Genomic DNA, 21,717 nt, shown 5'->3' on the forward strand with positions numbered 1-21,717 from the left:
TTCCCGATCTCGTCTCGTCCCAAATCACATTGGTCAACGAACCACGAAGAGTTCGGATTCCCCGCCGACGGCGGCCGACCGTCCGACGACAAGGAGAAACACGATGTCAAGCACCACCGCTCTGGCGGCCTCGACGGCTGGGTCCGCGCTGGAGGTCACCACGATTCATCGGCGCACACCGGGCGAGCACGACGTGGTCATCGCAATAGCGTACTGCGGGATCTGCCACACCGATCTCCACGAGGTCACCGGTGAATGGGGACCCGGGATCTTCCCCATGGTTCCGGGGCACGAAATCACCGGCATCGTCACCGCGGTCGGATCGAGCGTCACCCGCTTCGCTCCCGGCGACCGGGTCGGGGTGGGGCCATACGTCGACTCGTGTGGTGTCTGCGAATACTGCCGCGCCGATGCCGAACACCTGTGCGCGACGGTGGTACACACCTACAACGCGCGCGGCTACGACGGCGAACCCGTTCACGGCGGGTACAGCCAAGCCATCGTGGTCAACGACCGGTTCGTTCTCGCCATCCCCGACAACCTCGCTCTGGATGCGGCCGCGCCCTTGCTCTGCGCCGGAATCACCGTCTACACCCCACTCACCCGCTACCAGGTTGCCGGGAAAAAGATCGCCGTTCTCGGCGTGGGGGGGCTTGGCCACATCGCAATTAAGATCGCGCACGCCATGGGTGCCGAGGTCACCGCGCTCGGGCGTGGAAACGCCAAGAAATCCGACGCCTTGCGGTTCGGTGCGGACCACTACTTCGCCGCCGACGACTCCGCCACCTTCACCGACCTTGCAGGACATTTCGACCTCATCCTCAACACCCTGTCCGCGCCTTTGGACCTCAACAGCTTCCTGGCTCTGCTGCGCCTGAACGGCACCCTGGTCTACCTCGGCATCCCGGGTCAGCCAGCGCACTTCCACGCCGCATCGATCGTCCCTGCCCAACGCAGCATCACCGGCTCGAACTCCGGCGGCATCCGGGCCACCCAAGCGATGCTGGATTTTTGTGCAGCCCACGCCATTACCGCCGACGTCGAACACGTCGATGCCCACCACATAGCCGATGCCTACGCCCGCCTCGCCCGCGGCGATGTCCGCTACCGCTTCGTCCTCGACACCACCACCCTCGACAACTGAACATTCGACTGCGCCACGAAAACCGCTGCACTGACTCGATCGATGTCAACCGTGCGATTAGGGCGTAGCGACTCGGCGCGACGATAACCCGGGTGTTCGACCTCTACGATCCCCGCCCGCCGACGTGCAGGCGATCTGTGTTGACGAGTTCGGGCGGTGAAACTTACCACCCCGATCCTGCCGCGACCGACGAGATCCACGCCACGGAAATCGGCGGTGTCACAACATATTTGACCGAGGACGGGCATTGAAAGGGCCGACATCGGTAAGACCGCGCGGCGGCCACACTGCCGATCCTACTACGCAGGTGGAATGAAATCGTCAGTTGTGCAGCCGAAGTTGCAGCACTTGCAAAGGAGGGAGTCAAGCGAGACAGGAGAGCTTACATCGATGCCAGCTCGAATGAGAAACTCGACTAGTTCTCAATGGGTGCAAAGCCTGTATCTCGGCTGACTCGCTCCCGCGACGAAGGAAGGGGTCGAAAGTGCAACCAAAGCCACAGAAGCGGCTACCAACAACATCCGCGAAGGAATTCTCATTTTTATATTAGGCAGCCGAATTTCGAGTCGCGGCAGCCAGTCACGGGGATTGCGACCGTCCTGTGGCCGATTCGATAAAAGTTCGCAATTCGTGCGAAGTACGGGGAGGTTCACTCGTGAAGCCTTGCGGACAACGATGGTTGTCGTCATCACTGCAGTATGCCTTCGGGTGACACGGATAGCATCTACACCAGAGCCGAGCACGGGGCCCGGCGCGCGTGACCGTCGGCGACGCTGTGGTGATTGCGAGAGGACGTTCGCGCGCTCGCCGTACCGAACCACGTGTTGCTCGTAATATCACCCAGGCCCAGGCCCAGGTCATGGGAGACGGCCTCGATATCGCCGTCGAACGCCTTCAGCGCCGACGGCAACACCGACGAGCCCGCTACCCTAATCCCCCGACGATCGACGGCAAGACGCGATCCGTGGACCGGATGCACACGACGCACGACGTCGAAAGCGTCTGACAACGCCGTGATGTCCAACGCGCCCGGACTCGGACCGAGAATCCGACGAATACTCCGCGATTGCAAAAGCCGCCCCGGCGCCAGCAATCGAAGAGCATCGGCGACTGTCGTACCTTCGTTGATTCGCCCTCGCGCGAAGCGGGAGGCGTCAGAGGCCGAAGACGCCTTGCCTGTTGTTCTCATAGCCGCCCTTGGAAACGCACATAAAGGTGCCGCGGAAACTCTCCTCACAGGATGCCCCCGCATACGAGATCCGCGCACCGAACGTACCCTGATCGTTGGCGACTTGATAGAAGTCGGAGTTGCCACCCGGTTGGGTATAGGGCTTGCTGAGGTCATAGCCCGGGCGCGTTCGTGGATCGGCGACGATTTGCGGAGCCGGAACCGGAATCGAGAAATCACCGACGATAGTTAGACCAACGGGACGAATATTTGGCAGGTCACATCCGATCGCGCCGTCCGGAGTGATCGCGCAGTTCGTGCCCTTGTAGTTGAAGTAAACGGAGCCAGGGGGTGCCGCGTGCGCCGTCGCGGCGAAAACGATCGGCAGCGCGGCAGCGACTGAGAACAACCCTGCGCATGTCTTCGCGATTCGTTTCATTACGTCTCCACTCTCTCGGCGAACCGGAGCGATTGCTCCGGAAGAACCCGCGTCAATGAACTCCGTTACCCGGTCATCGACTTCTCACGTCGATCACGATTGCCGAGTGACGGACCGAAGTCCCTGCACTCGACCGTCATCGTGCCCGACGTCCTGCATCCGATCACACAGATCGTGCAGCAACTATGTAGCTATCCCCCATATCGAAGCCCGGGGTCGTGGCGTTAGAGCTAAGAGATACAGATCACATACTGCCACTAGGTGTGGCATCTCGCATGGTGGTGGCGGTAATCGGGGACTTCGCAGTCGGGCAACTATTCCTCAGCAACGCGGTTGGACCCACGCCTGCAGGCCCTCCTCAGACCAAAGCTGGTGGGCCTTCTTGTTCACCAGGTGCCCTGCTGGCGGACAGGCAATAATCCGGCGGTGCGGACATGTGGCTCCGGTTCGGTGGACATGATTTCTCCGCGTGGACGGACATCTGGGCCTCCGGGACACGCCCGAGCAAATGCGAAACGGGATCCCTTCGGGCGAGTTGGCTCGCGTGTGTGTTGATCTGCGCGACCAACTGCGTCGAAGGAATCCCGGTGACCAGGTCGGACAGGAGAGCGTGCACATGACAGTTCCGAAGACGCCGGCGAATCTCACCGGGTTCGTCGCTTTCACCGCTGCCACGTTGGCAGGCACACTGAGCAGCGACGTCGGCGCAGCCACGACCAATTCCCCGGTGCCTTGGGTCAGCTCCGTCGCTTGGGGGCCGGACCGGCGATGCCTTGTCGACCAGAGCTCGGAGCCGCTCGAGTGCGGCAAGAACGAGTCCTACTCGACGTGCGGCAACCCGTGCGAGCCGACAGTCGAGAATCCGAATCCGGACGTGTAGCCAGATGTGCGTGAAGGGCGGCTGCTTCTGCCAGGATGGTTTCCTGCGAGACAGAAATGGGGAGTGCGTTCCAGCCAATTGACGGAGCAACTCTAGCCGGCCTCCACACGGGAGGGTGATGGCCGCGCGGCAATCTCGGAAGCCCATCGCGGAATTGAACCAAAGCCGAGCTGTCGGTGATCACGGTGTCCGCTCGTCTATCGACCGAACCCTTCAGTGCGAGCCGACTATCGCCGCAATCTTGGCAAAGCTCGCACCCGGTCAGAGTTCGTGTTCAGGGACTCCGGGATTGCACAAGGCAGCTACGGTTGCGGGGTAAGCGACAGCGGGCCGCCACGGCTCGATGTTCCAGCTCGGCTTGTCTGGCATGGCGATTCGTGCCCAGTCCCAGTGGCAGATAAACTGATCGCGCATGCCGGGAGTATCAGCAGTACTGGCGTAGTGAAGTACTTCCTGCCAGGCGCGCTCGGCGGCGGGTGGGAAGGGGTTCTGGCGTCCGGCATCGGTCGGATAGATCATCAGGCTGACGCCATCGGCGCTGTCGGTCCAGACAACGTGGTCGATGAGGGGGCGGCCCGCGAACGAATCGAGAGCCTCGTCGCTGGACAGGGTTGAAACTGGCGCAGCAGCAACGACATTCGGGAGCGGAGGTCCGGATTCGGCCGTGGCGCTGGCGCCGCCGCTTGTGAAGGAAGCCAGCAAAGCCACCGTACCGATTGCCGGAATTCTGTAGCGTCGCATTGATATGTCCTTTCGAAACCGAATGTAGGTTATCCGGTATCGCGTAATGGCTCAGGCGTGTGCGCGACCACCAGGGCGATCTGGCTGGGAGCAGCGGAGGTGCCAGCGGTCGACGCTGTGTCGCCACTCGATCTGTGCAGGGCTTCCTCGAGGACTGACCTACTCCGGTGCCTGATCGGTATCAGCAGTCGCGGACCGCCTACAACGCGCGCAGCATCCGGCCAGCCGCGTTGACCGCGGGGCCGGAGCTGTTTGCGTCGTAGACGAAGACCGCGAAGGCGAGATCGGCGTCGATCCCAACGAACCATCCGTGCGCGCGGGTGTCGTCGATGAATTCGGCAGTACCGGTCTTACCGAGGAGGCCGGGAATGTCGCGTAATTGGGTGGCGGTGCCGTTGGTGATCGTCTCGCGCATCATGGATTTCACTTGGTCGGCGACAGTGGTCGGCGGTGGAGGCGGGGTACGGCCGGGTTTTCCGGGGGCTCCGGCGACCAAGGTCGGATTCGGCGCTGAGCCGCGGGCCAGGGAGGCGGCGACCATGGCCATACCGAACGGTGAGGCCGTCACCGTGCCTTGACCGATGCCTCCTTCCACGCGCAGGGCGGAAGTGTCCGCAGGGGGAACTGTGCCGGTGACGGTGGTCAGGCCCGGGGTGAGGTAGTCGATTCCCAATCCGAGTTGCGCGGCCGCGTCGGTGAGCGCTGTCGCGGGTAGTTCCACCGCGAGTTGGCCCATGGTGGTGTTGCAGGATTGCGCGAATGCGGTGCGCAAAGGCACGTTGCCGAGGTCGAAGTTGTTGTCGTTAGGGATGCGACGGCCTTCGATGTTCGCCGAGGCGGGGCAGGCCACGATGCTGTCCGGGGTCACTGCTCCAGCCTGCAAGGCCGCTGACACCGTGACCGTTTTGAAGGTCGATCCCGGCGGGTAGAGCCCGGTTAACGCGATCGGGCCCTGGGTATCGGCGGCCGCGTTCTGGGCCATCGCCAAGATGTTGCCCGTCGATGGCTGCAGGGCGACGATGGCGGCCGGTTTGGCGATCGGGTCGAGTGCGGCCTCGGCGGCCCGCTGGACTCGTATGTCCAGGGTGGTGCGGATATCGGTGGTCGTGGCCGGATCCTGCCAGGCAATACGCTGTGTTCCGGCGGGGGTATGGGCGCGCACCGCCCATCCGGCTGCGGTATCGGCCTGGGACTGCCACAGCTGCGACAACCCGGACAGGGTGGGGGAAGCGAGGTCTTTGTCGGTGGTGAGCAGCCGGGTCTGGGGAACCAAAGTGAGACGCGGTATGGCCGACAGCGCGACCTTGATCGGGTCGATATCGCTGGGACGCAAGGTGATCACGGTAATCGCCTTACCTTGGGCGGCCTCGAGTTCAAGACGCAGCGACTGCGCGGTAATGGTCGGCGCGATCGGGGACAGCAGTGCCGCCACCGCCGTGGTGTCCACACCCGGAGCCAGCTTTACCAATGTCACGACCTGTTGGGACATGAGTTCTCCGCCGGCATTGTCGAGCACCCGCGCCGGAGTCGGATAGACCAGGCGGTAGGTGAGCGGCCCGGAATCCAGTCCGGGTGCTACCGTTCTCGGATCCCATCCGACCCGCCATCCGTCATCGGTCTTCTTGGCGGTCCCGCTGGTGGTGTAGGTCCACTCGTGCTTGCCGTCCTTACCCAGCTTCCAGGTCGCGGCGAGGGTGAAGGTGCGTTCGTCGTCGTCGACCTCACGCACCTCGAACCGCGCCTCCTTGCCGAGCCCCTCGTAGAGAGCGGCAATGACCGCGGAGGCCTGGGTCGGATCGGTGGTGACCGCTGCGGCTGCGGCCGAGTCGTCGTTGTTGAGAGCATCGGCAAAATCGGTTGCGACAGAGGTAATCTGCTGCTCGTTCGTCCGCTCGACGAACCCACAGCCGGTCAGTGTGAGGGTTCCGACAGCGAACACGGCGGGGATTTTCGTGGCGAGAGAGCAGACGCCCGCGCGTGCTCTGTCCGAACGTGTCGCCTCGGTCATCGCGGAACCTCGGACGGGAACGCCGTGAGTGCTGCTTTCGCGGCGCGTGCGATCAACGCATTGTCGTAGGTGGCATCGGCCTGCAGACGGGTGGACAGCACCGAGAGCACGATCGGGGCGCGGTTGGGCGGCCACACGACAGCGATATCGTTGCGAGTGCCGTGTTCGCCGCCGCCGGTTTTGTCACCGACGAGCCAGTCCGAGGGGGCACCGGCTCGGATCAGTTCGCCACCGGTGGTATTCGTGCGCAGCATCTCGACGAACAACGCGCGATCGTCGGCCGGCAACACGTTGCCCAGTGCGTAGGACCGCAGGTCTGTGGCCAGCGCACGGGGGGTGCTGGTGTCGCGGGTATCACCGGGGACCGCAGTGTTGAGTTCGGGCTCGGTGCGGTCCATCTGGGTAACCTGGTCACCGATACCACGCAATTTCTGCTCGAGTCCCTTCGGTCCTCCCAACTGGTCGAACAGCAGGTTGCCGGCCGTGTTGTCGCTGTAGCGCACTGCCGCGTCGAGCAGGTCCCGCAGCGTCATACCCCGATCCACGTTCTGTTCGGTGACCGGCGAATTACGTACGAGGTCAGCGCGGATGTAGCTGATCCGGTGATCGAGGTCAGCCGGTGTCGTCGCCTCCAGTACAGCGGCGGCGGCGAGAGCCTTGAAGGTCGAGGTATATGGGAATCTCTCGTCGGCGCGATACTCGACCGTACGACCGGTCTCGGTGTCGATGGCATAGACGCCCAGACGGGCGTCGAAGGCCTTCTCGAGATCGGCGAATTCGTCGACGGCTTCGAGACTCATCGGGACCGTCGATTTCGGCAGCGGGCTCGGTAGCTGTTCGGTGGCGCAGGCGGCGAGCGGTGCGAGGAGTACCGCGGCTGCAAGGGCGAGCATGGTGCGGCGAGGCCGGGATCGTCCAGAGGTGAGGGTCGTCGTCATGGTTTCCATTCGTCGGTCGACCGCCGTTCCGAACGGCGTCGTGGTGGCGGGACCGAGCCTGACATTCGGATATGGATGCTGTCCAAGACAAGAATGAGGTTATTGATGCTGTTTTGGCATAGACTGTCTGTGTGGATGTCTTGGCCGCCTGTAGGGCGTTCGTGGCGGTCAGCCGACACGGAAATTTCACGGTCGGGGCTGCGGCTATCGGGATCCCGCAGTCCGTCGCATCGCGGCGCATCGCGGCGCTCGAGCGCCATTACGGGTCTCGCTTGCTCGAGCGAACCTCACGCAGCGCCACGTTGACCGCAGTCGGCAAAGTGATGCTGCCCTCGGCGAGGCGCCTGGTCGAGCTGGCAGAGACAATGGAGCAGGAGGCTGAACGCGCCAAGTTGAGGCCTTTTCGCGTGGCGGTGCCAACCACGTCCGCGCCGCTGCCTCTAGCGCAGCTCGTCGCCGATGCCCACCATCACCAACTGAACCTCGACCTGCACCTGGCCGGCCCGAGCGAGCGGGCCGAGCTGGGCCGCACGGGGGAAGTGCGCGCCGCGTTCGTCGCAGTAGCCTCCGACCAGGGCAAGTGGCAGGTTCCCCTGGGGCTGGCCGACACCGGTGGCCCGCACTTCGGGCCCATCTACCTGCAGACCCTGCGGGCCGCGCGTGCCGACCAGCACTCTCGCCGACGCCGAGTCTGGATTCAGCCGGAGGACGACGTCCCGCATATCCGCGAGCACCTCACCCGGATGCGTGACGCCCTCGGCCTTCAGCCCACCCAGGTGGCCGTAGGGACCTCACTGGTCGCCGCCGTCGCCGAGGTCCTCGGAACGAATGATTTGCTGCTGTGTGCGCAGAGCCAGGCCGTCGACTTAGGTCTGCACTGGCGGCCGATCGGTGAACTGGAGCTGTCGCGTGGCTACGCTTTAGCAGCCGCGCAACTCGAAGACGCGGAACGCATCGGGTCCCTGTCCTCGGCGGCAATCGCACGCTGTCTCGGTCAACTGAGCTAATGAGCCGGGAGACGGTGTGCCCGGAGAGCGGAGGTGAACGTTGGGAATGACCAAAGCGCTACAGGAGGCGCGGAAAGAACTGCAGGATGCCGGACTGCGTGGCTCCTATCTGGTGCGCGACCTCGACAGCGGCGAGGAACTCGGCCTCGACGCAGAGCTCGAGCTCCCGATCGCGTCGCTGGTGAAGATACCGCTCGCGGTGGCGACCCTCGAACGCATCACTCGCGGTGAGATCGACCCGGCCACGCCCATTCTCGTGCAGCCCGGCCGAACCACCACGCCGGGCTCGACCGGTCTGACCAAATTCCGCCACCCTTCCACCGTCGCCCTCGACGACCTGCTGTACCTGAGCGTCGCGGTCAGCGACGGGACCGCCGCCGATGCGCTCTTCGCACTTACGCCACCGACGAGTGTTGCCGAGGAACTACGACGACTTGGATTCGAGGGGATCGCGGTCCGGCATCTCATGGACGAGCTCCACTTCGATCGGGCCCAAAGCTATCTTGCCCATGCTCTCGCCGTCGAAGTCTCTAACACCGGAGGCGGACACCCGGTGCCCCAGCTCGATATCGGGCAGGCGAATACCGGGTCAGCACGAGCGTTCGTCAATCTGTTGCAGGGACTGTGGCACCCTGAGCCGATCCACCCATACGCGGCACAAAGGGTCCGAGAGTTGATGGCGGACAACGTAATTCGACATCGCATGGCACCCGACTTCAGTTCCGACGCCGCACGCTGGTCCTCGAAAACCGGAAGCCTGCTCAATCTTCGGCACGAGATCGGGGTCGTCGAGCATGCAGACGGGCAGGTGCTAGCGGTCGCCGCGCTCACCGAGTCCCGGGTGGCCGCCTCCGTGCAATCGGGCGCCGAAGCGACAATGGCGAGGGTGGCTCGGATTCTTCACGACGAACTCCGAGCTTGACCGTTACGTGTAAGCGCCTGGCTCGTCGCGTACGTTACGGTGTTGCTGAGGGCCACACCTACGAGAGCGGCGCAGGCAACTCCGAAGTTCCCGTTCCGGGACTATCCCATGAGCGCCAGTGGCTGATCTTTGCCGACCAGGCGGTGCACGATCGGTTTGGAACAGCGTGCCGCGTGCTGACCGAGGGAGCAACACAGCATATCGTTGCCGCGAATTCGATATGCTGGGTCAGCAGACGGCTTCCCAGGCCGAAGCCGCCCCGTCAAGAAGGGTGGTTGATCATAAAAGTAGCGATCCGCAGTCTCCTTGCGTTCGGTGTTTCCGTTACGCTTTTCGGAGGTATTCTCACGGCAGGGATTGGGCCTGCTCGAGCTGGCGAGCTCGATTTCGACTCCTGTCCCCCGTTCGATGCGGGAAGCGGGACCGTGCTGTCCTTCAGTAGCCCGCAATTCGCAGACTTTGCGGACGTCGCCTTCGTGCAAGGGCAGACCTACACCTTTACGACCACGTTTCGGAGCGGCATCACCAGTCCGTACAGCCGATACACCATCCACGCGATCATCGGTAATATCCCCATTCCGTTCGAAGGCGCGGAGACTCCTGCCGGTGCCGTGAGTCATGGCTCCACATACACCAATTCGATCAATTTGCCTATTCTGTCGAGCTACCCAGCTGTACGTGCGACGTTTCAGGTCAAAGTCAACAGTGGGCTGCAAACGAACGTCTGCCTCAGATTCCCGGCTCAAATCGTAAGCGGTTGACCACCGTAAACAAGACAACACGCTCAAACCTAGTCGCCGGGCGAGTTCGGAAGATTATTGATGTTGACCATCAATGCCCGATCGGGGGCGATCGCGTAATCTCGCTGGGATCATGTTCGCGCGGCCGGGCGGGTGCGGACTTCCTCGGAGTGCATCGCCACCGCCCGGTTCGAGCCGCGCACTCCACGCGGCATCGCAACCCGTCGCAATCACGTACCCCGGGCACATACGTACGCGCCCTTCTGGCAAATCTTGCGGCACAGGCACCCTGAGGCCCAGCTCTGGCGCAATGATGCCCTATGGCTATAGTTCCCACCCGAGCCGGCGAGGTTGGCGCCGGGCGAGTAAGCGCCTCACCACTTCTCGTCACCGTGTTGGTCCCATCAATGTGCGCAGGAAGGTGTTCTCATGACCGCTCGAAGGGAGGCGCTGCGCCTGCTCGCGGGGGCGATCAGCGGCGGGCTGTTCCATAATGGCTGCGGCTACGGCCTGGTCGCCGCCGCCGACGTCATTCCGCTTCCGCCGGGGCCGTTCCCGTTGCCTGGTCTGCCGCCACCGCCGGTCAGTGCGATCGGACTGCGCACACCGCCGCTACAACCTTTTCTCGACTCGCTCCCGGTTCCGGAATCCATCGCCGCCGACGGAGCGTTGGCGGTGCAATCCGGGCTGCACCGCTTCCACATCGAGTTGGCGCCGGCACGCACTCTTGGTTATGGGCGGGATTACCTCGGTCCGGTTCTGGAGGCGATCGCCGGTGAAGAGGCTTCGTTGAGTTTCTCCAATGAGATCGGTCCGCACCCGCTCGCGGCCGATGTCGACACCACGATGCAGCACGCCACCGAGCACGATCGGACCAACCCTCGGATGACGGTGCATCTCCACGGTGCGCCGACAGAACCAGCTTCTGACGGTCATCCGTTGGTGGACTGGCGCAATGGCGGAACTCAGAAAAACACGTACGGCAATCGGCAAGAAGCCGCGACATTGTGGTATCACGATCACGCGATGGGTATGACCAGACTCAACGTCTACGCAGGACTCGCCGGCGCCTACCTGATTCGAGATCGATGGGATACCGGAAGGTTTGGCAATCCACTCGGGCTACCCGCGGGCGAGTTCGAAGTGCCTCTAGTGATACAGGATCGAACATTCAATCCTGATGGTACATTGCAAGCCCGCTCGACTTTCCTACTGCCCCAGGGCTACAACCAAGCGGCGATGTTCGGCGACGTGGCGTGTGTAAACGGCATCGTGTGGCCGATGATGAAGGTCGCACGGGGTCTGTACCGGTTCCGGATCGTGCAGGCTTCCAACTCGCGCACGTACCGTTTCCACTTCAGTAACGGGATGCGGTTCTGGGTAGTCGGCGGTGACCAGGGATTGCTGGATGCTCCGGTGCCGACGAAGTCGATTCGCCTGGGGGTAGGCGAGCGTGCCGATATCCTGGTCGATTTCGGCGATCTGCGGCCCGGAGAGTCGGTTGACCTGTGCAATGACGAAGCCAACTCCTTCGGTGATGCCGTCTTCTTGGTGCCTGCATTGCCGACGATCATGCGATTCGTCGCAGACTCGAGCAGGGGCCATGCCGGACCAGTGCCCAAGCTGCTCCGTGGCGCTGCGGGATTGCCGCCTCGACTGCCGGGACTGCGCACGCCTGATCGGGTGCGGACTATGACCTTGTTGAGCCATCTCGATACCGCACGACCCGGCGCGGTGATCCCAGCGATGCTGAGTCAGAACAATCTGCCGTTCACTACCGACGACGTGGAGATGATCCGGCCAGGGACTGTCGAGCAATGGGATATCGTCAACGTTACCTCCATCGGACATCCCGTCCACCTGCATCTGGCACGGTTTCGGATCATCGGCAGGCAACAATTTTGGGCTGCGGCCTATTTGGGTGCACACCTGCCGCTGCCCGCGTTCGGCAAGCGGTGGAACCCATCCGCCGACAGATTCGTCGTGGCTCCGCAACAACCACCGGCACCGTGGGAGGAGGGCTGGAAGGACACGGTATGGGTGCCCACTGACACAATCACACGCATTCTGGTGTATTGGCCCAGTGCCGAAGAGCTGGGATTCGATCCGGACGCGCCGTTCCTTGCGACCGCCGACATTGAATTCAGCAAGCACACAATGGAACATATCCGCCACCCGACACCGCATCATCATCGATCACCAGGCAAATTGATACGTGGGTATGTCTGGCATTGCCACAACCTCGATCACGAAGACCACGACATGATGCTGCCTTTCCGAGTCACCAACGACTGACATCGAGACGCTTGCACCACGGCGCCTCGTAGCGACGCCGACAGGGAGCTCGAAGACCGTCTCGGTACTGTTCCAGGTAATCGCTGCAGGCCACAGGAAGGTCAGCGTCGGTGCCGCGGGAATGGAGTCTTCTGGGCCGATGGCGTCGCGTAGAATTTCGGGGCGTCTAGGTGTATGAGGCCATGACGTTGGTGACGCCGGTTCGGAGGCGGCTCGCTGGTGGCCGGTTTCCAGCGGCCGAGTGTGGTCGATGATAGTTGTAGTGGATGTTCCAGATCTGCAGCGCCTGCTGGCGCTGCAGATCTGAAGTCCACTCGCGGGCGTAGAGGAATTCCTCGGCCAGGATCCGGTTGTAACGCTCGACCTTGCCGTTGTGCCGCGGTGTGTAGGGCGTGATCCGCTGATGGCGGGCACCGAGGAGCACCTTCGCGAAGTCGCGGGCTTTGTAGCAGGCACCGTTGTCGGTGACGATCCGTTCGATGCTGGTGATGCCGTGAGCGGCGAAAAATGCCCGGGCCCGGAACACGAAACCGATTGCCGTGACTGCTTTCTCGTCCGGCAAGGCTTCTGTGTAGGCCAGCCTCGAGTAGCCGTCGACAGCGGTGTGAAGGAACACGTAACCGGGCCTGCAACGTTTGTTCGCCGCGCGGGCGGCTTTGTCCTGGGCCGATCCTCGACCGTGGATGCGCCAGCCGCCGCCGTCGGGGATCTTTCCGACCTTCTTGATATCGATGTGGACCATATGGCCTGGTCGGCGGGCGATGATCCGGCGCGGGGCCCGGTTCGGTTCACCGTTGGGGTCCAGAAACCGGCGTCGGTTCAGCCCGAGCCGGACCAGGTGCCGGCCCACGGTCCGCACCGAGATCCGGGTGCCTTCGGCTGCCAGTTCAAGTGAGATCCGGCGAGCGGACCATTTCCTGGTCCGGCGCAACAGTTCGATCCGGGCCACCACCTGCACTGGCGTGGCCGATGGTGACAGATGCGGGGCGCTGGACCGGTCGAGGAGCCCGAGCTCGCCGTGCTGACGAAATCTGTTGACCCACTTCGACGCACATCGGCGGGAGATGCCCATCTCGGCGGCGACATGGGCGATCGGGCGGGTCCGGCAGCGGTCCACGAGCCGGTGGCGGCCCTCGACAGTCAACGGGGCATTACGGTGAGACACGGCGGTTCTTTCGGTCGCGTGGCGGATGTGTGAGTTGGCGCTTCACATCCTGCCGCCGGAAGAACCGCCCCCTTTCAGCCCACCCCACGCCCCGCGTCACCAACGTCACGACCCACAACAGCTAGGAGCAAGCGGATGTCAACGGCGAACGTTCGGCAGGTCCTGCGCCTCGCGGACCCGTAGAGTGCAGAACTCGTAGACATTATTGGCAATACATCGACGCATACGTGCGTGTTCTCGGATCGACCGAAGCAGCCTCAGTTCGGCTGCTTGGGTGAGTGCGTCCTCGGATTCGAGTTGTGCTAGTTGCGAATCTGCCCATGCGATACTCCACAACCAGTAGTCGAGACCTTCGGCGGTGATGTCGACATTGCGGTCCAGGATGAATCCGCTGGCCTCCGCGGCCGCGATCTATTCGGCTAGCGGACCGATGTTGATTGTCCAGTACCGATCTGCGGGTGCTTTGCCCTCGGGCTTGATCAGTAGGACGTCCTCGAGACACAGGTAGCCTCCTATCGGCAGGCTTCGTGATGCATTGGCGAAAGCTGCGTGTCGGTCCATGTGGACGAAGGCTTCGTTGGATACCGCCGTGTCGAACCTTCCTGGCGTGGGGTGGCTGTAAAATCCCCGACCGTGGTCGAGACCAGGTGGCCCATACCGGCGTCGCCGGCCAACTGCGCCGCGAACTGAGCTTGTGCTGGATGATCTGCTCGGGGCGTATGCAGACGTCGTGCCATGGCGTGATCGTCTCCTTCCGCACCCATTGTGGTACATCAGAACCTCACAACCGCTGGACCTGCTCAGCGGGCTCCAGTCAAACCGGACATAAAGACCACGAACCGCTGTCAGGTGACCAGGCTCAACTGCTGGTTCGACCGGGGTGGATGTTCAATGATTTGCCGCACGCGAGTAGGCAATGGACACGAGGGCGAAGATCAGGTTTCATGGAGGGTGGATGGGAATCAGCGGGACGGGTCAGAGAGTGACTTGCCATGCCTCCGGTTTCCCTTCATTTGCCCGACCGTCCGCTACCGCCGAAGCTCGTAAAAGGTTCGCGCAGGTACGAATTGCAGTATCGCAGCAAGCGGCGGCGGACTCTTGATCTGGATCGATCGTGAGCGGCGGCGAGCGCCGAGGCGCTGCAGGCGGATCCGACAAGAGTAATGACGACGTCACAGTCGTCTGCCCAGACAGCGCGCCTGTGCTGGATTCAACGGCAGCCAAGGCACTCATGCAGCTGATCCTCCGCCACGCCCGCGCCCGCGGCGGCACAACGAATAGGATCGATCGAGCTCAACGCATCGATCTCGAATCTCTGCCCGACACTACAGACTCGAGCGCGCAGCAAACTGCTCGCGCTGCGACGGGGCCTGGCCGAACGCATGTATCGGGCACGTCCCCGAGAACCGGAAGGCGGCGTAGCAATGATCCGATTCGCATTCGCAGGACGGGTATCGACCGAAGATCAACAGGACCCCAACGCCTCGCGCAACTGGCAGCTCGGCCGGGCCAAGGCTCTTATCGACCATCACGGACACATCGTCGCCGAGTTCTTCGATGTCGGACAGTCCCGGTCGATCCCGTGGAAGCGCCGCCCGCAAGCCGCACGGTTGCTCGACATGCTCGCACGCCCCGACCGCGGGTTCGACGCGGTCGTCATCGGCGAACCCCAACGCGCCTTCTACGGCAACCAATTCGGGCTCACCTTCCCCGTCTTCGTCCACTACGGCGTGGCACTGTGGGTCCCCGAAGTCGGCGGCCCCATCGACCCCGAGTCCGAAGCACACGATCTGATCATGTCGGTCTTCGGCGGCATGTCCAAAGGCGAACGCAACCGCATCAAAATCCGCGTCCGCGCCGCCATGGCCGCCCAAGCCCAAGTCGAAGGCCGCTACCTCGGCGGCCGACCACCCTACGGATACCGGCTTGCTGACGCCGGCCCACACCCCAACCCCAGCAAAGCCGCCGACGGCAAACGCCTCCACATCCTCGAACCCGACCCGACCACAGCGCCAGTCGTTCAGCGGATCTTCCGTGACTACCTCAACGGATTCGGCATCTTCGCGATCGCTCAACGCCTCACCGCCGATGACATCCCCTGCCCCTCGGCTTACGACCGCAAACGCAACCAGCACCGTTCTGGGATCGCGTGGTCCAAAAGCGCTGTACGCGTGATACTCACTGGAGTGTTCCCGGTTTTGTGGACTCGGGATCAAGCCGCGATCTGACTGATTTCTCTGTACCCTAACTCGTATTGCCGTGGTGTCAAATAGCCGAGCGCCGAATGCGGACGAACGGTGTTGTAGTAGAACTCAATCCAGTCGAACGTCTCCTTCTGCAGCGACTTCACCGTCGGCCACGGACGAGCGTGTACCAGCTCCTTTTTGTAGGTCGCGAAGAACGATTCCGCGACCGCGTTGTCGAAGCACGATCCCGTCCGGCCGAGGGACCGTAGGACACCATTCTTTGCACAATATTTCGCGAATTCCTTCGAGGTGTACTGGGTTCCGCGATCGCTATGGAAAACAACACCTTTCGCCGGGCGTCGGCGCGCGATGGCCATATCGAGGGCGTCGGTGACCAGCGACGTGCGCATGTGATCAGCGATCGCCCAGCCGACCACGGCCCGATCGTGCAGATCGATCACGGTGGCCAGATACGCCCACCCGGTCCAGGTCTTGACGTAGGTGATGTCACCGCACCAGCGTTGGTTCGGCTGCGCGGCAGTGAAATCACGCCCGATCCGATCCGCGGCGTCCACCGGCTTGGATCCCCGGATCGTGGTGCGCCGGAACGGTTTCGGAAACCGGCCTTGCAGACCGGCCGCCCGCATCAACCGCCACACCCGCTTACGCGAGACCCGCCGCCCGGCCGCCGCCAGCGCCGCGTGCACACGCCGAACACCCGGATTGCCACGCAGTTTCGCGTGGATCGCCTCGATCAGCAGCGTCAGCATGCGATCGTCGCGCTCCCGGTCGCTGCGACCGCGGCCTTTCCACTTGTAGTAGCCCGACCGAGACACGTCCAGTTCCCGGCACATGAACTCGATGTCGAATTCCCCCGACGCAGCCCAGTCCGCGATCGCGGCGAATTTCACCGCTGGTCTTTCGCGAACCAGGTCGCAACTTTTTTTGCGAACGCGACCTGCATCTTCAACTCCGCGTTCTCCGCACGCAACCGTTCCAACTCGGCCTGTTCCGAGTCGGTCAGTCCCTTCTCCCGGTCACCGGAAACCCCGGATTCCTTCGCCCTCTTCACCCATTTCCTCAACGTCATCTCGTGCACGCCGATATTGCGCGCCACCTCGGCCACCGGCCGACCCTGATCCAGGACGAAACCTACCGCCTGGGCCTTGTACTCCTCGGTGAAACTACGCCGCGTCGAACCCAACACCAAACTCCCGTGCTACCAGGCGGCTATCTCCTCCGTGTCCACCGAACCGGGAACGCTCCACACCAATGCGCGCTACACCGGGCACGAAGTGTGGAACAAACAGCGCAAACAAGAATCCCTCATCGACGTCAACGACGTCGCCCTCGGTCATCAAACCCGACTCACCTGGAACCCCACCAAAGATTGGGTCCGCTCCGACCAACCCTCACACGATGCGCTAATCAGCACAGAGACCTTCGAACAAGCCCAACTACGACTCGCCGCCCGAAACCAACGATCAGTCCGCAGCAAGGTACGCATTCAGCACCCCTACGCCTTCAAAGGACTGCTGATCCACGAAAAATGCGGACGCCGGATGCAAGGCAACTGGAACCACGACAAAGCCCACTACCGATGCCGCTTCCCCGCCGAGTACGCCATCGCCAACAAGATCGACCACCCGACAGTGGTTTACCTCCGCGAAGAACAAATCATCGACCCGATCGACACCTGGCTCGCCCAAGTCTTTCGCCGCGATCAGATCGAGCAATCCCTCACCATGCTCGAAAGCGCTCACCCCACCAGCAGCGCGGCAGACGCCTCCATCCGCGCTATCCGGCAGTCACTGACCGACTACGACCGCAAACTCACCAGCTACCGCGCCGCGCTCGAGGCTGACACCGACCCTCAACTGATCGCGACCTGGACCCGACAAGCCCAATCCGAACGGGAGGCGGCTGCCGCACAGCTCACAGCGATGGAGGCAGAAGCCAAGGCCCGTCCTACATTGAGCCGCAATGAGATTCGCCAACTAGTCAAGTCCTTCGGCGGCCTCATCAAGATCCTGCGCGCCGCCGACCCGGCCGACAAACTCGAGGTCTACCGACAACTGGGCCTCAAGATGACCTACAACCACGAAACACGGGTGGTGGTGGCTGAAGTTCAGCCACCACCACCCGTGTGCGTAATGGTCGTGTCCGGAGGGGGACTTGAACCCCCACGCCCGATAAAGGGCACTAGCACCTCAAGCTAGCGCGTCTGCCATTCCGCCACCCGGACCGGTGGTGCTCAAGAAGATTATCGGATGTGGGTGCGTGGTACCAAATCGCGGTTCTACCTCGCGTTTTAGGCGGGGTTTGGGGTCAGTGGAGCTCTTTTACGGTGCGGGCCAGGTCGGCGGCGCCGTGGCCGTCGGCCACTTGGCGGTCGATAAGGGTTTTGAGGGGTGCGATGAAGTCGGTGGTGACGCCGGCGTCGCGGGTGGCTCGGGTGATGGCGTCGATGGCGGCCTTGTGGAAGGAGATGGTTTGGGTGGGGTCGGTGTAGTCGCCCGCGTCGATGAGGGCGCCGAAGGCGGGCAGGGATTGGGTCATGGCGCTGACCCAGCGCGCGGCGCGGTCGGCGAAGTCTGTCGCGGAGACGCCGACGGATCGCATCATGGCCGCGCCGTGCAGGAAGCCGCCGAACATGGTGTACATGCCGGCGAGCAGGGCGAAGTCGTAGGTCGAGGCGAGGCCGGCGTCGGCACCGAAATATTCTGCGGTGGCGAACAATTGGAGGGTGGTGAGGTTGGCATCGTAGACGGTGCGGGAGCCGCTGTAGAGGATGGACGCGCCAGGCAGGCCGATCATCTGGGGCACGGCCATGATGCCGCCGTCGAGGTAGTCGATGCCGTGTTCGGCGGCCCATGCGGCCAGTTCGCGAGCCTCGTCGGGGGCGGTGCTGGTCAGATTGATGAGTTGTTTGCCGTGGAGTTCGGCGGCGACGGGGTCGAGGGTTTCGTGCACGGAGGCGTGGTCGAGCAAGACTGCGATGATCGGGCCTTCGGTTTCGATCGCTTCGGCGACGGTGGCGGCGCGTTCGGCGCCCGCGGCGACGAGGTCGGCGTCCTTGCCGGGGGTCCGATTCCACACCACGGTGGGCCGGTCACCCTTGCGCAGGGCGGCGGCCAGGGCCTGGCCCATCGCGCCGAGGCCGAGGACTGTCACGGGGGTGTTCGTGGGTTCCGCCATTGCGGGGTCAACTCCTTGGAAGTTCGTGAACTGAGTGGTCAGCGCGCCGAAACCAAGGTTGCTCGTTGCCTGCGATAGCGACAAGTACCTACTATTTTGTCAGGTACTTACCATTCGGTATGTGAACAGGTAGCGAGGTCGGACGATGGGCGAGAAGAGGTCGGGGCCATACTTCTGCGGCATCGACGCCGCGATGGACGTGGTCGGCGGCAAATGGAAGTCGCTGATCCTGTGGGAGTTGGAGAACCACGAGGTCCGGCGCTTCGGCGAACTGCGCCGCGGGCTGCCCGGGGTCTCGGAGAAGATGTTGATCCAGCAGCTGCGCGAGCTGGAACAGGACGCGATCGTGAGTCGCGAGGTCTATCGCGAAGTGCCCCCGCGTGTCGAATATCGGCTCACGGAGCTCGGTGCGGCGCTCAACCGCGCACTCGAGCCGCTCGGCGAATGGGGTAAGCAGCGGATCGATCGGATCGGGGCGGAGCGCGTGCATCCGGTGCGTGCCTGACCGAGGGTGCCGATGAAACCCTCGGCAGGGCAACGTCATTCAACTACCGCGCTACGGGGTCAGTCTCCTTCCGGAATGTCGGTGTAGCGCTGCAGATACAGCTGCTCGCCGAGCGTCTGCAGCAGGGCGAGTTCGGTTTCGAGATAGTCGACGTGGTGCTCTTCGTCCTCGAGGATCGCCTCGAAGATGCGCGCGGAGGTCACGTCGCCGCGGGAGCGCATCAGCTCGATGCCGCCGCGCAGCCGCGCGACGGCTTCGAGCTCGATCTGCAGGTCGGCCTTCATTTGTTCCGGCACGGTCTGGCCGATGCGCAGCGGATTCAGCTTCTGATAGTTGGGCAGGCCATCGAGGAAGAGAATGCGGTCGGTGAGGATTTCCGCGTGCTTCATCTCATCGATGGACTCGTAGCGGGTGTGCTTGGCGAGCTTGGTGAAACCCCAGTTCTCCTGCATTTTGGCGTGTAGGAAGTACTGGTTGATCGCGGTGAGTTCGGCGGTCAGTTGCTCGTTGAGCACATTGATGATGTCCTTGTCGCCTTCCATGGCCACGGATGGTGTCACACGTCACACCTGGGACGTCCAGGAAGGATTGCCTATCTCGTTCAGGCGGCGGGCGCCTCGGCCGAACCGTTCGTGCGAGCCTGTCCGATCGCATCGACGAGTCGTCGAGTGCAGCTGCCGCAGCCGGGCTTCCAGCCGCAGACCGCTTTCACCTGCTTTACGGTCACAGCACCAGCAGCGACGCAGCTGTGCACGTCCGCCTCGGAGACGGCGTTGCAGATACAGACGTACACGGTCGACCTCGCGGGTAGGCTCCAGCTAGTAAGCGAGGCTAACCTAACTAAGCCTCACCTAATTGGTAACACTTTTTGTCCGCAAGGTCCAGTTGCCGGCCCATCCTGTGACGCGGACGCCACCAAGTGCCGGGCGAGCCCTGCGGCTTCCACGGCGAGGCCCGGCGGATTGGTGGCGATGAACATCGAGTCGGCGGCCAGGTTGCCCAGGACGTGCCAGGTCGGGTCGGGGCGGCCCGCGACGAGCAGGCGTCGGGTACCGGATTCCGCACGCACTCCCCCGGCGACAGCCGATTCGGCTGCGCCACCGGCCAATAGCGCGCTGATCAGTGGTTCGGTCTCCTGCGGTGTGGTGTAGGCAGGCGGGTTGACGGCGTTGAACACGGCGTCCGCGTGCCATTCGGCGCCGTCGTGCACGGTGAAGCCGCCGCCTGCGCGCGCCTCGATCTTGCCGAGTCCGGCGCGAAGCTTCAGCTGGCCCGAATCGATCAGCCGCAGCACGATTTTCGCGTTGTGCGGCACCATCGGTGAGCTCAGACTGCTGATGGTGCGGAAGTATTCGGTGCGCAGCATGGTCCGATCCGGCTCTGCCAGCACGGGCCAGACGATCGGACCGAGCAGCCGGATCGCCATGGTGAGCAGCCGGCGGCCCAGGTGCGGGCTGTCGAGCTCGGTCAACTGGCGGCGCAACCGGGTGACGGGGTCCTCGGTGCCGCGGATCTCCGCGGCGAACGAATCGAAATCCTGTCCCAGATCGGCTAGTTCGGCCCGCATGAGGTCGGCCAACTCACGCAGTGACACCACGCCGGCCGCGGCCATCCGCGCTCCGTTCGCCGCGGTGAGGTGTTGCGGCGCGAGCGGTAGCGGCCGCTGCTGGACGAACGGGAGCATGCCGGTGCGGGAAAGCAGGCTGATCGGGCCGGTATGACCGTTGGCCGCGAGGGCCACCGCAGTGTCGACGGCCGTCAATCCGCTGCCGATGACCGCGACGTGCGCATCGGCCGGTATCCCGGAAACGCTGTCGCCCATCGGATATGGCTCGTTGACGTACCCCGGCGCACCGGTCAGGCCATAATGGTCGCGGGGACGGCCACTTCCGACACTGAGCACCGCGCGGTCCACCCTGTGATCGCCGTCGGCGGCGGTGTGCAATACCGCGTGGCCGTCGGCGCGGGAGAACCCGACCACCCGTGAGTTCACCACGCTGACCTGCCAGCCGAGGCGGCGCAGCCGGTCGATCGCGGTCCTGGCGGTCTGCTCCAGATACTCCCCGTACACGCCGCGCGGGACCAGCGGCTGCCCGAGCCCCTCATCGAGATACCGGGACGCGTCGGGGCGGTTCTGCAGCCACCGTTCGTAATGCGCGCGGTCGTTGGCGCGCACCGACATCAGCGCCGGCGGGGCGTTCACCCGGACCGCCTCGATGTCGGCCTGATACGCCCTGCCGCGCCACACCGCGGCCGAGCCATCGAACACCGTGATCCGGCCGGGCGTACCCGGTGTTTCCGCGAGCGCGTCGAGCAGTCCGACGGCCGCCGCGCCCGCCCCGATGATGCCGAGATCCATGCTGTTTCCTTCCGATAGCTGA

The 21,717-nt window shown here is 63.5% G+C and carries 19 protein-coding genes, 1 tRNA gene and 1 pseudogene; 8 read left to right on the forward strand and 13 right to left on the reverse strand.

The features are described 5' to 3' along the window. Window positions 1-103: 103 nt before the first annotated feature. Window positions 104-1,144 (forward strand): NAD(P)-dependent alcohol dehydrogenase, encoded by a 1,041-nt coding sequence (locus F5X71_RS20320; protein ID WP_167463470.1) that lies wholly within the window; start codon window positions 104-106, stop codon window positions 1,142-1,144. A gap of 1,154 nt (window positions 1,145-2,298) precedes the next feature. Here F5X71_RS20320 and F5X71_RS20325 read toward each other — a convergent pair. The 4 genes from F5X71_RS20325 to bla form a co-directional block, all read right to left on the reverse strand. Then, window positions 2,299-2,751: a hypothetical protein gene (locus tag F5X71_RS20325; RefSeq protein WP_167463471.1), complete on the reverse strand. Its 453-nt coding sequence runs from the start codon at window positions 2,749-2,751 to the stop codon at window positions 2,299-2,301. Between the two features lie 1,141 nt (window positions 2,752-3,892). Next, the gene (locus F5X71_RS20335; protein WP_167463473.1) at window positions 3,893-4,372 is read right to left on the reverse strand and encodes a DUF2599 domain-containing protein; all 480 of its coding nucleotides are present in this window, start codon (window positions 4,370-4,372) and stop codon (window positions 3,893-3,895) included. A gap of 199 nt (window positions 4,373-4,571) precedes the next feature. Further along, window positions 4,572-6,380: a penicillin-binding transpeptidase domain-containing protein gene (locus F5X71_RS20340; protein WP_167466596.1), complete on the reverse strand. Its 1,809-nt coding sequence runs from the start codon at window positions 6,378-6,380 to the stop codon at window positions 4,572-4,574. After that, on the reverse strand, window positions 6,377-7,273 hold the full coding sequence (bla, locus tag F5X71_RS20345) for a class A beta-lactamase (protein ID WP_428981495.1): 897 nt from the start codon (window positions 7,271-7,273) through the stop codon (window positions 6,377-6,379). The genes F5X71_RS20340 and bla overlap by 4 nt, the downstream gene beginning before the upstream one ends. Window positions 7,274-7,449: 176 nt before the next feature. On the opposite strand from bla, the gene F5X71_RS20350 reads away from it, so the two are divergent. From F5X71_RS20350 to F5X71_RS20365, 4 genes are all read left to right on the forward strand, one after another. Further along, on the forward strand, window positions 7,450-8,325 hold the full coding sequence (locus F5X71_RS20350; RefSeq protein ID WP_167463475.1) for a LysR family transcriptional regulator: 876 nt from the start codon (window positions 7,450-7,452) through the stop codon (window positions 8,323-8,325). Between the two features lie 112 nt (window positions 8,326-8,437). Next, window positions 8,438-9,247: a serine hydrolase gene (locus F5X71_RS20355; RefSeq protein ID WP_238815357.1), complete on the forward strand. Its 810-nt coding sequence runs from the start codon at window positions 8,438-8,440 to the stop codon at window positions 9,245-9,247. Between the two features lie 275 nt (window positions 9,248-9,522). Further along, window positions 9,523-10,008 carry an ML domain-containing protein gene (locus tag F5X71_RS20360; RefSeq protein ID WP_167463477.1) on the forward strand — a complete coding sequence of 162 codons (486 nt, stop codon included), beginning with the start codon at window positions 9,523-9,525 and terminating at the stop codon, window positions 10,006-10,008. 408 nt (window positions 10,009-10,416) lie between these two features. Next, a complete protein-coding gene (locus tag F5X71_RS20365) occupies window positions 10,417-12,282 on the forward strand; it encodes a multicopper oxidase family protein (protein ID WP_167463478.1) in 1,866 nt (621 codons plus the stop codon). Window positions 12,283-12,448: 166 nt separating this feature from the next. Here the strand turns inward: F5X71_RS20365 and F5X71_RS20370 are convergent, their stop codons facing one another. Then, window positions 12,449-13,447 (reverse strand): IS481 family transposase, encoded by a 999-nt coding sequence (locus F5X71_RS20370; RefSeq protein WP_167463479.1) that lies wholly within the window; start codon window positions 13,445-13,447, stop codon window positions 12,449-12,451. Window positions 13,448-14,871: 1,424 nt separating this feature from the next. Here F5X71_RS20370 and F5X71_RS20375 point away from each other — a divergent pair. Continuing rightward, complete coding sequence (locus F5X71_RS20375; protein WP_238815358.1) at window positions 14,872-15,675, forward strand: recombinase family protein; 804 nt, start codon at window positions 14,872-14,874, stop codon at window positions 15,673-15,675. Here F5X71_RS20375 and F5X71_RS20380 read toward each other — a convergent pair. Together F5X71_RS20380 and F5X71_RS36660 are read right to left on the reverse strand one after the other, a co-directional pair. Continuing rightward, window positions 15,660-16,544 carry an IS3 family transposase gene (locus F5X71_RS20380; RefSeq protein ID WP_203218192.1) on the reverse strand — a complete coding sequence of 295 codons (885 nt, stop codon included), beginning with the start codon at window positions 16,542-16,544 and terminating at the stop codon, window positions 15,660-15,662. The genes F5X71_RS20375 and F5X71_RS20380 overlap by 16 nt on opposite strands. Further along, window positions 16,541-16,837, reverse strand: coding sequence for a transposase (locus tag F5X71_RS36660; protein ID WP_203218191.1), 297 nt, complete (start codon window positions 16,835-16,837; stop codon window positions 16,541-16,543). Before F5X71_RS36660 ends, F5X71_RS20380 begins: the two co-directional genes overlap by 4 nt. A gap of 37 nt (window positions 16,838-16,874) precedes the next feature. Here F5X71_RS36660 and F5X71_RS37485 point away from each other — a divergent pair. Continuing rightward, window positions 16,875-17,093 (forward strand): annotated as a pseudogene (locus tag F5X71_RS37485) (recombinase family protein); the annotation flags it as partial. Window positions 17,094-17,117: 24 nt separating this feature from the next. Here F5X71_RS37485 and F5X71_RS20390 read toward each other — a convergent pair. From F5X71_RS20390 to F5X71_RS20400, 3 genes are all read right to left on the reverse strand, one after another. Then, a complete protein-coding gene (locus F5X71_RS20390) occupies window positions 17,118-17,396 on the reverse strand; it encodes a hypothetical protein (RefSeq protein WP_167463480.1) in 279 nt (92 codons plus the stop codon). A gap of 397 nt (window positions 17,397-17,793) precedes the next feature. Then, window positions 17,794-17,878 (reverse strand) — tRNA-Leu (locus F5X71_RS20395). Between the two features lie 83 nt (window positions 17,879-17,961). Next, on the reverse strand, window positions 17,962-18,831 hold the full coding sequence (locus tag F5X71_RS20400) for an NAD(P)-dependent oxidoreductase (protein ID WP_167463481.1): 870 nt from the start codon (window positions 18,829-18,831) through the stop codon (window positions 17,962-17,964). Window positions 18,832-18,976: 145 nt separating this feature from the next. Here F5X71_RS20400 and F5X71_RS20405 point away from each other — a divergent pair, with 145 nt between their 5' ends. Beyond that, on the forward strand, window positions 18,977-19,336 hold the full coding sequence (locus tag F5X71_RS20405; RefSeq protein ID WP_167463482.1) for a winged helix-turn-helix transcriptional regulator: 360 nt from the start codon (window positions 18,977-18,979) through the stop codon (window positions 19,334-19,336). Window positions 19,337-19,395: 59 nt separating this feature from the next. Here F5X71_RS20405 and bfr read toward each other — a convergent pair whose 3' ends face one another. Genes bfr through F5X71_RS20420 form a run of 3 tightly spaced genes read right to left on the reverse strand, consistent with a single transcriptional unit; the run spans window position 19,396 to window position 21,695 of the window. Continuing rightward, window positions 19,396-19,878, reverse strand: a complete 483-nt coding sequence (gene bfr, locus F5X71_RS20410) for a bacterioferritin (protein WP_167466597.1) — start codon at window positions 19,876-19,878, stop codon at window positions 19,396-19,398. Window positions 19,879-19,937: 59 nt separating this feature from the next. Next, window positions 19,938-20,129 (reverse strand): (2Fe-2S)-binding protein, encoded by a 192-nt coding sequence (locus F5X71_RS20415; RefSeq protein WP_167463483.1) that lies wholly within the window; start codon window positions 20,127-20,129, stop codon window positions 19,938-19,940. Between the two features lie 54 nt (window positions 20,130-20,183). Continuing rightward, on the reverse strand, window positions 20,184-21,695 hold the full coding sequence (locus F5X71_RS20420; RefSeq protein WP_167463484.1) for an FAD/NAD(P)-binding protein: 1,512 nt from the start codon (window positions 21,693-21,695) through the stop codon (window positions 20,184-20,186). Between the last annotated feature and the right edge of the window lie 22 nt (window positions 21,696-21,717).

This window comes from Nocardia brasiliensis (assembly GCF_011801125.1).
Classification (GTDB): Bacteria; Actinomycetota; Actinomycetes; order Mycobacteriales; family Mycobacteriaceae; genus Nocardia; species Nocardia brasiliensis_C.

Coding starts and splice junctions, on each gene's coding strand:
- F5X71_RS20320 (WP_167463470.1), top strand. CDS start 104: ATGTCAAGCACCACCGCTCTGGCGGCCTCGACGGCTGGGTCCGCGCTG.
- F5X71_RS20325 (WP_167463471.1), bottom strand. CDS start 2,751: ATGAAACGAATCGCGAAGACATGCGCAGGGTTGTTCTCAGTCGCTGCC.
- F5X71_RS20335 (WP_167463473.1), bottom strand. CDS start 4,372: ATGCGACGCTACAGAATTCCGGCAATCGGTACGGTGGCTTTGCTGGCT.
- F5X71_RS20340 (WP_167466596.1), bottom strand. CDS start 6,380: ATGACCGAGGCGACACGTTCGGACAGAGCACGCGCGGGCGTCTGCTCT.
- bla (WP_428981495.1), bottom strand. CDS start 7,273: ATGCTCGCCCTTGCAGCCGCGGTACTCCTCGCACCGCTCGCCGCCTGC.
- F5X71_RS20365 (WP_167463478.1), top strand. CDS start 10,417: ATGACCGCTCGAAGGGAGGCGCTGCGCCTGCTCGCGGGGGCGATCAGC.
- F5X71_RS20375 (WP_238815358.1), top strand. CDS start 14,872: ATGATCCGATTCGCATTCGCAGGACGGGTATCGACCGAAGATCAACAG.
- F5X71_RS20400 (WP_167463481.1), bottom strand. CDS start 18,831: ATGGCGGAACCCACGAACACCCCCGTGACAGTCCTCGGCCTCGGCGCG.
- F5X71_RS20405 (WP_167463482.1), top strand. CDS start 18,977: ATGGGCGAGAAGAGGTCGGGGCCATACTTCTGCGGCATCGACGCCGCG.
- bfr (WP_167466597.1), bottom strand. CDS start 19,878: ATGGAAGGCGACAAGGACATCATCAATGTGCTCAACGAGCAACTGACC.
- F5X71_RS20420 (WP_167463484.1), bottom strand. CDS start 21,695: ATGGATCTCGGCATCATCGGGGCGGGCGCGGCGGCCGTCGGACTGCTC.